This is a genomic window from Ferruginibacter sp. (assembly GCF_028288465.1).
Classification (GTDB): Bacteria; Bacteroidota; Bacteroidia; order Chitinophagales; family Chitinophagaceae; genus Ferruginibacter.
On the sequence record NZ_JAQBNR010000022.1, the window covers coordinates 269,354 to 280,558 of the forward strand.

The following is an 11,205-nucleotide window of genomic DNA, read 5'->3' on the forward strand; positions in this document are numbered from 1 at the left end:
AATATCTATGAGGCTTATTTTTTTTCTTTCCTTCGCTGCAACGCTGATAACATCCTGTAAAGACCGAACCGAAAAAACAAGTCCTGTTGTTCAGAATATCACGGAGTCGGTCTATGCCTCCGGTATCATAAAAACAAAAAATCAATACCAGGTTTTTTCAACCGTTAATGGTTTAATTAAAAAGATACTGGTAACCGAAGGAGACATGGTAAAAAAAGGCGACCCACTAATGATCGTACAGAACGAAACCGCCCGGCTGAATATTGACAATGCCAAACTGGCTGCAGATTACGCCTCGGTAAGCGCCAACCAGGATAAACTGGATGAGCTGAAACTGAATACAGAACTGGCAAAAAACAAGCTGGACAATGATGAACTGCAGCTTCAGAGACAACGCAATTTGTGGAGCCAGGGTATTGGCACAAAAAACGAACTGGAACAACGGGAGCTTGCTTTTAAGACTTCAGGAAACAATTACGAAGCCGCTGTTTTACGATTGAATGAGTTGAAAAAACAACTGAATTTTGCTGCGCAGCAGTCGCAAAAAAACTTACAGATCAGCAACAGTATAGCCGGCGATTTTATCATTAAAAGTGAAATCAGCGGCAAGGTGTACAATGTTTTAAAAGAAACGGGTGAAACAGTAAATATTCAAAGCCCGGTTGCGATTATTGGTGACGCGGATAATTTTTTACTGGAACTGCAGGTAGATGAATATGATATTGCAAAAATAAGATTGGGTCAAAAAACGATGGTAAAACTGGATAGTTACAAAGGGCAGATTTTTGAAGCCACTATTTCAAAAATAAACCCGATCATGAACGACCGGTCCAAATCGTTTACAGTTGAAGCCACATTTGTAACAAAGCCCGCCACACTTTTTCCCAACCTCACCACCGAGTCAAACATCATCATTCAAACCAAAGAACAGGCATTATTGATACCGCGTACTTATTTACTGGATGATGACCATGTGCTGATGCAAAGCAAGGAAAAAAGAAAAATTACCACCGGGCTTAAGGACTATCAGCAGGTAGAAATTGTAAGCGGACTTACTGCCAACGACGTTATTCTTAAGCCGGCAAAATGAAGTACAAATTAATTTTCAGCATTGCCAAATCCTTACTGCTTGCCAGGTGGAAACAAACGCTGGTAGCGGCCGTAGGTGTCACTTTCAGTATCACCATGTTTATCACCTTGCTAAGTTTTATGACAGGGCTTAATAAGCTGCTGGATGGATTAATTTTAAACAGAACACCACACGTACGGCTGTACAACGATATCAAGCCAAGCAAGGATCAGCCGGTTAATTCGGCTGTTGCATACAAAGACTATCACAACTTTATAAGTTCTATAAAATCAAGCAGCAGCCGGCAGGAAATTTACAACAGTACTACAATAATAGAAAGCCTTCAGCGTGACAAACGGGTAGTTGGCATTGCACCCAAAATATTTGCACAGGTATTTTTTAATGCCGGCACAATTGATATAACCGGATCTGTCAATGGCATTGATGTGGAGGCAGAAAGCAATTTTTTTCACTTCAATGATTACATTGTTGATGGCAGGGGAACGGATATAAAAAATGTAGCCAACAGCATTGTACTGGGAAAAGGCCTTGCAACAAAATTGCTCGCCAATATAGACGATGTGATACAGGTAACAACAGCTAAAGGCGAAATTTTTCAACTGAAAGTGGTGGGCCTCTATCAATCTGGTATTTCAGAATATGATAAATCCGTGGCCTTTGCAAGCATCACTACTGCTCAAAAGCTATTGGGCAAACCGGCCAGTTATATTACCGATATACAGATAAAAATAACCGACCTTAACCAGGCGCCAAAAGTGGCAAAAGAATATGCCGGATTATATGGATGCGATGCAGAAGATATACAAACTGCCAACTCACAGTTTGAGACTGGCAGCTTTATCCGGACACTCATTTCCTATGCTGTGGGTATAACGTTGCTCATTGTCGCAGGTTTTGGCATTTACAATATTTTAAACATGATGATCTATGAAAAAATGGATTCCATCGCCATTTTAAAAGCCACCGGATTTTCAGGCAGCGATGTTAAAAAAATATTCATGGTAATTGCGCTCACCATTGGCTTTTTTGGCGGATTGGCGGGATTACTGTTTGGCTTTCTGTTATCATCCGGCATAGGCAGGATACCATTTAATATGACGGCATTACCCACCGTTACCACCTACCCCATCAATTACAGCCTGGTATATTATTCCATCGGTTTTTCTTTTTCATTGATCACCACTTACCTGGCCGGCTATTTTCCTTCAAGAAAAGCCAGCAAAATAGATCCCGTAATCATCATCAGAGGCAAATAATTATGAGCGAAATAATACTGCAGGCTAAAAACATCAACAAATATTTTCACGACCCTGTAACGGTTAAAGTTCTGAATAATATTACATTCTCTGTCAACAAGGGAGAGTTTGTTTCTGTAACCGGTAAATCGGGCTGCGGCAAAAGCACGCTGCTGTATATTTTAAGTACCATGGATACGGACTACGAAGGGGAATTACTGATTGACAATGAAACAATGACTCATAAAAAAGAAAAACAGCTGGCGCTCGTAAGAAATCAGAAAATAGGTTTTGTGTTTCAGTTTCATTATTTACTGAATGAATTTTCTGTGCTGAAGAATGTAATGCTGCCCGGGCTTAAATTAAATAAATTTTCAGAAGCAGAAGTGGAGCACCGTGCCATGGAACGCCTGAAAATGCTGGGCATCCAGCAGCTGGCTAACAAAAATGCCAACCAGGTTTCCGGTGGGGAGAAACAGAGGGTAGCCATTGCCCGGGCTCTTATAAATGATCCTTTGATTATAATGGGAGATGAGCCAACCGGCAATCTTGATAAAAAAAACAGCGAAATAGTCTTCAATATTTTCCAGGAGCTGGCAACAGAATTTAAGCAAACGCTGTTGATTGTAACGCATGATGAAGGTTTTGCAGAAAGGACAAACCGTATTATTCATATGGAAGACGGCAATATTGTTACTTAACCACCAAGCCCTTTAAAAAGAAAAATAGCATCAGGCGACGTCAGTAAGAGACGCTACCTGTAAATAAGGGGACCGGATAGAAATCCGGTCCCGTACTAAAATCCAATATCCTATGAAAAACCAGTATAAAAATAACATGAAGACTATAAAATAAAAATAACAATCGTCAACTCTTACACTGATTGAAAACAGTACTTTACTTGCTTTTAAAAAAACCCAGGGCGCATAAAGAAGGCCGGATAGAAATCCGGCCCGTAATTATCTAAATATACCTAATGAGAAACCGGGATAAAAATAAAGGGAACAACATTGTAAAAAAATAACTGCTATCATAAATAATGCTGATTGAAAGCAGCGTTAGCAGCCGGCTGCAACATTCAACAAATGATCTGAAGTGTTTAAAAACCAAGAGGCCGGATAGAAATCCAGCCCCGCATTAAAATTCAATACTCTTTGAAAACCATGGTAAAAGTAACTGCGTCAACGTTGTAAAAAAACAATATCCGTCATGCTATTATGTGATTTATGTCAGGTGTATGAAATGTAGCCGGCGGGTGTTTGCTTTTGGAAAAGGATGCGCAGGGTCAACTCCGTGGCTGATTAATATCATGAATAGTAATCAATAGTTTCGGCAATTTAGTAGATTCTAAAGATTGTTATGCCTGTAGTATCCGGAAAGAATATCAGAAAGATAACTCATTTGGACGCTTTTGAAAAAAACGCAGGCGTAGGCATTGTGATTACTGACAGCGAAGGTACAATTGCATCAATCAACCCGGTTGCACTTAAAGCATTTGGCTTCGCTAAAAAAGAACTCCTGGGCAAACCTGTTAATTTGATAATGCCCCATAAGCCTGATCAGATCATACTGCATTCAACAGAAGCCGGCCGGCTAAAAAGAACAAGACTGCCTGCAGTTGCCGGACTTAACATGGTTGCAAAAAGAAAAGATGGATCCGGATTTTTTCTGGAAGTGGCTTTAAGTATTTACAATGTCAACGGCGAAAAATACGTAATCAGTATTCTCAACAGTATCAGTGCCGGTAAAAAAACAGCAATCGCCTCCGGCTTCTTAAAAGATGCACTGGAACAGCTGGTGGAAAAGCGCACCCATGACTTAAAAGCTACACTACACCGGCTGGAAATAATCAATACCGAACTGGAAGAAGCTGCTGCCTTTCAAAAAGCAGTACTTAACAATGCAGGCGCTATGATTATTGCTACCAATAAAAAGGGTATTATAAAATTGTTTAACCCCGAGGCAGAGCTTAACACCGGGTACACCAACGCGGAAGTGATAGATAAAAAACAACCCGTACTTTTTCATGTCAAACAAGAAATACAACAAAGGCGGGCTGAATTATTACAAGAATTTGGCACTGTAATAAACGATGACTTCAGGGTACTGGTAGAAAAAGCAACCAGGAATATGCACGCCGAAGAACAATATACTTTCGTAAGGAAAGATGGCTCCACATTTCCAGTTATGTTAACCATTACTGCCATGAAAGACAGGGCTGGAAGTATTACCGGCTTTATGGGAATTGCCGTTGACATCTCTGAAAGAAAACAGGCTGAGGAAAATTTAATAGCAGCTTTAAAAAAAGAAAAAGAACTGAATGAACTTAAGTCAGACTTTATATCAATGGCGTCGCATGAATTTCGTACGCCACTCAGCGCTATTACATCTTCTGCCTACCTTATACAAAATTATACCAGCACAGCAGACCAGCCAAAACGGGAAAAGCACCTCAGCCGCATTTCTTCAGCCGTTGATATGCTGAATAATATTTTAAACGATTTTCTGAATGCAGGAAAAATTGAAGCGGGAAAGGTGCCGGTACATTTTACCCAATTTGATATTAAGCAATTCCTGATGAGTACGATAGCGGAACTGAAAAACAACCTGAATCAACATCAAAGAATTTATTATATTCATAAAGGAGACAAAAACGTATTTTTAGATTCATCGCTACTTAAGCACATAATTATTAACTTAGTATCCAATGCTCACAAATTTTCAGGTAGTGAGTGTCCGATAGAAATTAAAACCATTCACCTTCAACAAACGATTTCGCTTTCAGTAAAAGATCATGGCATTGGCATTTCTAAAGAAGACCAGCAACATATAACTGAACTTTTCTTTCGCGGAACCAATGCACGCAATATACAGGGAACGGGCCTCGGTCTGCATATCGTTTCAAGGTATGCGGCACTAATGCATGGAAGTATGACGTGGAAGAGCAAGTTAGAAAAGGGAGCGGAATTTATTATCACTTTTAAAAAACAGGAAGAAAATAATATAAAAATGGCGTGATAACAGCCAGTAAAATGTGGATCAGTTCTGGCTGTCAAAATTGTTTGATTTCTTATACATTTTTAAAGCCATTACAACTTACAAAGAATTAAAAATATGGTTATGAAAAAAATACTGTTAATAGAAGACAACGCAGATATTAGAAATAATACTGCCGAAATTCTGGAGCTTTCCAACTATAAAGTTACCACGGCCGAGAACGGAAAAATCGGGCTGGAAAAAGCAATGGCTGAAACTCCGGATCTGATTATATGCGATATTATGATGCCCGTACTGGATGGCTATGGTGTACTGCATGCCATTCATAAAAACGAAGTGATGAAAAATATTCCATTCATTTTTTTAACAGCAAAATCAGAGCGAAACGACTTCAGAAAAGGAATGGAGTTAGGTGCCGATGATTATATAACCAAGCCTTTCAGCGGTACTGAGTTACTGAACTCAGTTGACAGCCGTTTAAGAAAACTGGATCTTTTGAAAAGGGAATTTTCACCCGGCCTGGAAGGATTAGAAGACCTGATGAAACTAAGTTCCGGAAAAAATATGTTACAGGCGTTGGCTGAAGACCGCTCCTATAACAATTACAAAAAGAAGCAAACTGTCTATTCAGAAGGGAACCATCCAAACAGGTTATACTATGTTGTGAAAGGTAAAGTAAAAGTGTTCAAGCGCAATGAAGAAGGGAAAGAACTGGTTACAGATTTATTTAGTACAGGCGATTTTTTAGGCTATGTTGCACTGCTGGAGGGCACGGTGTATAAAGACACCGCTGTAGCAATGGAAGATTCACAACTGGCGCCCATTCCAAAAGAAGATTTTGAAGAATTGATTCACAACAATAAAGAAGTAGCTCAGCAGTTCATCCGCTTACTGGCCAATAATATTTCAACAAAAGAAAAACAACTGCTGGGGCTTGCATACAATTCCCTGCGAAAAAAAGTAGCGGAAGCTTTACTGACACTGCAAAAAAAATACAGCCAGGCAAGCGATAAATCATTTGTGATAAATATTAACCGGGAAAGCCTTGCCAGCATTGCCGGTACCGCAACCGAATCGCTTATCCGAACACTGAGTGATTTCAGAAGTGAAAAACTGATTGATATTAAAGAAGGTCATATCAGCATTATCAATGAAAAAAAGCTACAGTCCCTGGTGAATTAGAAAAAATACCGCCATTGCACAGGTGGAAAATTACTTTTTCAGCTGTTACTTATAGTTGATATTTGTGTCAGATAGGTATTGAACTCAATTTTTAATTTATTAAACTGAAACTCGGCGAGCGCTATATCCTCACGGAGCCGTTGTAGCCGGTTATTAATTTCAGCTATCAATTTTCCATTACTTGTCTCGCCTTCGGCATAAAGCTTTTCAATATGGGCAATATCATTCCGCAGTATACTGATCATTTCATCTTCCACTATAAAACGGCTTTGAAAATTTTCAACATCGTCAAGCAAACTTCTGTCGGGATTATCTTTCAGAATTTCTGCAATTCTATTTTTTAGATAAATATTTTCATCCATCATAAAGCCGAGTAAACGTTTCCACGTATCCTGCTCAAATTGTACCTGTTTAAATTTATCTGTCATTTTTTTACCGGTTTAATTATTTACTTAAAAAATGCTTAAACTGGTTTTACACCTCCATCAGCAATTTACCTAAAGCCGTGGGTTTTAATAAACCTGTGCTGCTGTATGCCTAAAGTATATCGGATCAATTGCAAATACTACAACTGTTTACTGTACTAACCGCAACATTTCATTTACTGGTGCAACACCCCCGGCATTTTTGCACTGGTATTTATTTCGTGTTCTGCCAGCTGCGACAGGCGGTCATCTATCTGCTTTTCATTTACTGCTGCTTCCCTGAAAAATACGGCGTGTTTTTCCAACTCAAGGGCATTTGCAAATGCAGCAGCAGTGCCGTAAGCACTTATTTTATAGTGATTGATTGCCTGTACGCATGCCAGCAAACACGCATCTTTTACTGTTGGGTCGGTGCAATTTTCAAGCTTCTCTTCCGCATCTGCAATAAAGGCTGGCATAACGCGGTTGGTAAGGCCTGCCGTAACTATTGCTTCTTCTTTATAAAATTCTTCCATCTTCTGTATGTGCTGCTGCACATAGTCAAAATACTTTTGCAAAACAGTTTTTAATTTAAGCGAGCCTGCGGTGTTGATCCAGTTATGTAAACTATTCTTGAGCACCGTTTCTGCAGTAATAAATTTACGGGCATCGTAATCCATCAGGTGATGCAGGTTGTTGATGATAGCTATATTTTCTTTCATGTCAGACGTTTTTTATTACAACAAAACTACCTGATAGCACAAGCCACAGAAATGACTGCTATCAATAAAAATATTGATTGTGCTCAGTGAAAAAAAGAACTACAAATACTGACAACAATCACAATATAAGTTGACAACTGGCATTGTATTACCGGTCAAAAAAATATTCTTTTAGGATATAATGATACCGGTTTTCAATAAAACTTGTACGCTATTTGTATGATAACCAACAACCATCGTTTAACCAATAAAAATAATTACAGATGCCAATAAAAAGACAACCGGGTAAACCCATCGAAAATCCTCTGCCCGAAAAACGGCCGGAAATAGAGCCTGTTCAGGAACCCGGAGAATTGCCTGTTCCTGAAGAAGACCCTGATATCATCCCGGATGAAGATCCGTTTATAACACCACCATACGAAATTCCGCCACCTGCGGAAGGACCGTAATAATAAAAACACCATCATGATAAACAGCGAAGCAACCAAAGCGATCGATTATAAAATGCTTGCAATAAGCAGTCCCGCTTTTTTAAACGAAACAATCATTCCGGCTCAGTATACCTGTGATGGCATCAATGTAAGCCCGCCGCTGAATATTGACCACATACCGGAAAAAGCAAAATGCCTGGCAATAATAATGGATGATCCGGATGCTCCGCTGCGCACATGGGTACATTGGCTGGTATGGAATATCCCGGTAACGCATCACCTGAAAGAAAACCAAATTCATGGCATACAGGGATTGAATGATTTCCGTCAGGTTCACTATAGTGGCCCCTGCCCTCCCGCGGGTACACACCATTATTATTTTAAAGTGTATGCGCTGGATGCGCTGCTTGATTTACCGCCTGCATCATCAAAGGTAGCACTGGAAAAATCCATGAGCGATCACATCATTGCTTTTGGCGAATTAACGGGCATTTATAAAAAAATAAAATGAAAGTCATATTATTTTCACTATTGGCATTTGTTGCCCTCACTGCACTCTTCTCAGGGTTGCTCCTCATCAGCAATCCCACGGGAGACCTGATGCATTTACCAATTAGCCTGCTGACACCCACGCCCTTTAAAAATTTTCTTGTTCCGGGCATTGTGCTGGCACTGGCAGTCGGCGGCATTAACATCACGGCGGTAATTTATAACCTGCTTCGTCATGCGAACCGCTACCACTGGGCTATAGCAGGCGGATTCACTTTACTCGGATTCATTATTGCACAAATGATACTGATACATGCAGCAAACTGGCTTCATTTTTTATACATCGGTATTGCCCTGTTGATTATTTTACTGGCTTACCAGCTGGAAGGAAAGTGGGCAGTGTAGCAATTCCTTAAACCACACATTAACAAATAACAATGGCGATCAATAAAAAATGGCATTTGCAGCATCCAATGCCAAAAAATCCAACCCTGCAAGACCGCATAGCCTGGCACCTGGAACACAAAAAACATTGTGCCTGCAGGGATATCCCCGAAAGTCTGAAAAAGATAATGCTTGCGAAAAAATAGTGCTGGGCCATGCAAAAATGTGTATGCCGTGCTTCCTGGCTGCTCAATATCACCTATATTCATTTTTTAAAACCCTGTAACTATGTTACAGCATGCTTTACTACACCATTAAGCCGGTGGTACTGTTAACTGAGTAAGGATGAATAAAATCGGTTATGTTTTATCGGGCGGAGGAGCCAGGGGTTTTGCCCACCTTGGAGTAATTAAATATCTGGAAGAACTTGGTATAAAACCACATGCCATTGCAGGCACAAGTGCCGGGGCAATTGCAGGAGCATTGTATGCTGCCGGCAAAAGCCCGGAAGAAATTCTGCAACTATTAAAGAAAAGCAACTACTTTGGCTGGAGCAATTTATTGTGGCGAAAAAATGGTTTCTTTTCCATGCATGCCCTTTATGAATTATTAAAAACAACCATCGCTGACAATGATTTTGAGGCAGTAAAAATTAAATTATTTGTTGCAGCTACCGATCTTGTAAAAGGTGATCCGGTAATACTTTCATCAGGCAAGTTGTTTGAAGCAGTTATTGCATCCGCTTCTATCCCGGTAGTATTTGAGCCGGTAGTTATGGGTGACCAGTTATTGGTAGATGGTGGTGTACTAAATAATTTTCCTGCCGAACCGCTTCAAAAAATATGCGATGTTATCATTGGTTCGTCTGTAAATAAACTGACCGATAACATCAGTACAAAATCAGTTTTGAGTGCTAAAAATATCATTGACCGTTGTTTCCATATGGCCATTGCATCGGCAGTGCACAGCAAGAAAAAAAACTGTGACGTTTTTATAGAATCTCCTTTACATGATTTTGACATGTATGATGTAAGACCAGCGGATAAAATATTTGAAATTGGATATAATACCGCTGCATTGTGCAAAGCCGAATTGCTTGCTGCAATAAAAAAAGTTGCTAAAAAAGAAGCTTGAAAAGGATACCTGTGTTGTTTAGTTTCCATGAAAAATAAAAGCAGCAACCTGCCCGCCAGGTTGCTGCCCGCGTAGTCAGGCAACAGGCACTTCCTTGCCATTCTTTTTCTTATCCATCATTTTTTCCAGCAGGTCGGGCACTTTTTCAAACATTGCTCCCAGGCCCTTTTTTGCTTCTGTTGAAATGAATGAAATCTGGTCGCCCCGGGTTACTAAAAAGCCGATGGGCGCAATACCCATCCCGGCACCACCACCAACTCCTGTACCTTCTCCCTTATTTTTGCCTTCCATACCACCATGTCCTTCGCCACCACCATAACCTAAACCAAGTCCAAATTTGATGATGGGCAGGCAGGTAAATTCGCCCAACTGAAAAGATTGTCCTATTACAGTTTGAGTGGAAGCTTCTGTTTTTAAAAAATCAGTAAGCTGTTTTAATGTGTCTTCAAAATTTAAAGCCATAACAGATCGGTTTATATTGTTAACAATAATTAATGCAATAATGCATATACAATTTTCCAGGGCTGGTGCTGCAGTTTCAGGTATGCATAATTTTCACCAGTAAAATTGATGGACAGGTGATGGTAAAAAAGGGGTATAAAATTCAGCGCATATAACTGACCATTCAATGTAAAATCACCAGTATCAATTGCCAGCCGCCATTCCTTTACTTCACATGCTTTTATGATGGCAACTATTTTTTTAAGGTTGTTTTTTTTCGCGGGCCTTGCTTTTTTATGTGTTGATTTTGCTGCTTTACCTGGCCTTCTTTTCATCTCCGAAAAGGGCATTGTTTTTTTGAAAAAAAACATCCTGAAACTAAACCTCCATGCTTCATCGTACCAGATTACAGCGCCGGCAAATTTCCCCCAGCGCATGCTGGCAAAAGGCACGCAGGTATCCACTTCCAGCACCACAGGCACAACCAGCAGCCAGCAAAGCAATAACACTATCAATGCTATTATGATGAACCAGTACATTGCTGCAAAGCTTTACAATCGCACCAGAGAACGCAATGATTTCAGTCAGCGAAAATGCTGATTCAAAGTTGTTTACATTCTGGTATTGTCCAAAAGCAATGTTCATAATAAAAACTAATTGAAAAACATTTCGGATGAGGCAAAACCTCATCAAAAT

The 11,205-nt window shown here is 39.9% G+C and carries 14 protein-coding genes; 10 read left to right on the top strand and 4 right to left on the bottom strand.

From position 1 onward, the window contains the following. Positions 1-7: 7 nt before the first annotated feature. The 5 genes from JWR61_RS11780 to JWR61_RS11800 all read left to right on the top strand — a co-directional run bounded on the left by JWR61_RS11780 (position 8) and on the right by JWR61_RS11800 (position 6,504). Entirely contained in the window at positions 8-1,090 is a 1,083-nt protein-coding gene (locus tag JWR61_RS11780; RefSeq protein ID WP_301928004.1) for an efflux RND transporter periplasmic adaptor subunit, read from the top strand. Further along, a complete protein-coding gene (locus JWR61_RS11785) occupies positions 1,087-2,346 on the top strand; it encodes an FtsX-like permease family protein (RefSeq protein ID WP_301928005.1) in 1,260 nt (419 codons plus the stop codon). Before JWR61_RS11780 ends, JWR61_RS11785 begins: the two co-directional genes overlap by 4 nt. Positions 2,347-2,348: 2 nt before the next feature. Next, the gene (locus JWR61_RS11790; protein ID WP_301928006.1) at positions 2,349-3,026 is read left to right on the top strand and encodes an ABC transporter ATP-binding protein; all 678 of its coding nucleotides are present in this window, start codon (positions 2,349-2,351) and stop codon (positions 3,024-3,026) included. Positions 3,027-3,684: 658 nt separating this feature from the next. Beyond that, complete coding sequence (locus JWR61_RS11795; RefSeq protein ID WP_301928007.1) at positions 3,685-5,343, top strand: PAS domain S-box protein; 1,659 nt, start codon at positions 3,685-3,687, stop codon at positions 5,341-5,343. Between the two features lie 102 nt (positions 5,344-5,445). Beyond that, positions 5,446-6,504: a response regulator gene (locus JWR61_RS11800; protein WP_301928008.1), complete on the top strand. Its 1,059-nt coding sequence runs from the start codon at positions 5,446-5,448 to the stop codon at positions 6,502-6,504. Between the two features lie 38 nt (positions 6,505-6,542). Here JWR61_RS11800 and JWR61_RS11805 read toward each other — a convergent pair whose 3' ends face one another. After that, on the bottom strand, positions 6,543-6,932 hold the full coding sequence (locus tag JWR61_RS11805) for a hypothetical protein (protein ID WP_301928009.1): 390 nt from the start codon (positions 6,930-6,932) through the stop codon (positions 6,543-6,545). Positions 6,933-7,105: 173 nt separating this feature from the next. Then, positions 7,106-7,630, bottom strand: coding sequence for a ferritin-like domain-containing protein (locus tag JWR61_RS11810; RefSeq protein WP_301928010.1), 525 nt, complete (start codon positions 7,628-7,630; stop codon positions 7,106-7,108). A gap of 263 nt (positions 7,631-7,893) precedes the next feature. Here JWR61_RS11810 and JWR61_RS11815 point away from each other — a divergent pair, with 263 nt between their 5' ends. From JWR61_RS11815 to JWR61_RS11835, 5 genes are read left to right on the top strand one after another with little or no spacing between them, the layout of a single operon-like run. Further along, positions 7,894-8,079: a hypothetical protein gene (locus JWR61_RS11815; protein ID WP_301928011.1), complete on the top strand. Its 186-nt coding sequence runs from the start codon at positions 7,894-7,896 to the stop codon at positions 8,077-8,079. A gap of 16 nt (positions 8,080-8,095) precedes the next feature. Then, complete coding sequence (locus JWR61_RS11820) at positions 8,096-8,572, top strand: YbhB/YbcL family Raf kinase inhibitor-like protein (RefSeq protein WP_301928012.1); 477 nt, start codon at positions 8,096-8,098, stop codon at positions 8,570-8,572. Then, positions 8,569-8,955, top strand: a complete 387-nt coding sequence (locus JWR61_RS11825; RefSeq protein WP_301928013.1) for a hypothetical protein — start codon at positions 8,569-8,571, stop codon at positions 8,953-8,955. The genes JWR61_RS11820 and JWR61_RS11825 overlap by 4 nt, the downstream gene beginning before the upstream one ends. A gap of 49 nt (positions 8,956-9,004) precedes the next feature. Continuing rightward, entirely contained in the window at positions 9,005-9,220 is a 216-nt protein-coding gene (locus JWR61_RS11830; RefSeq protein WP_301928014.1) for a hypothetical protein, read from the top strand. 59 nt (positions 9,221-9,279) lie between these two features. After that, on the top strand, positions 9,280-10,068 hold the full coding sequence (locus JWR61_RS11835; RefSeq protein ID WP_301928015.1) for a patatin-like phospholipase family protein: 789 nt from the start codon (positions 9,280-9,282) through the stop codon (positions 10,066-10,068). Positions 10,069-10,143: 75 nt separating this feature from the next. On the opposite strand, the gene JWR61_RS11840 is transcribed toward JWR61_RS11835, so the two are convergent. Both JWR61_RS11840 and JWR61_RS11845 read right to left on the bottom strand, forming a co-directional pair. After that, positions 10,144-10,530, bottom strand: a complete 387-nt coding sequence (locus JWR61_RS11840) for a GerW family sporulation protein (protein WP_301928016.1) — start codon at positions 10,528-10,530, stop codon at positions 10,144-10,146. 29 nt (positions 10,531-10,559) lie between these two features. Beyond that, positions 10,560-11,048: a hypothetical protein gene (locus JWR61_RS11845; protein WP_301928017.1), complete on the bottom strand. Its 489-nt coding sequence runs from the start codon at positions 11,046-11,048 to the stop codon at positions 10,560-10,562. Between the last annotated feature and the right edge of the window lie 157 nt (positions 11,049-11,205).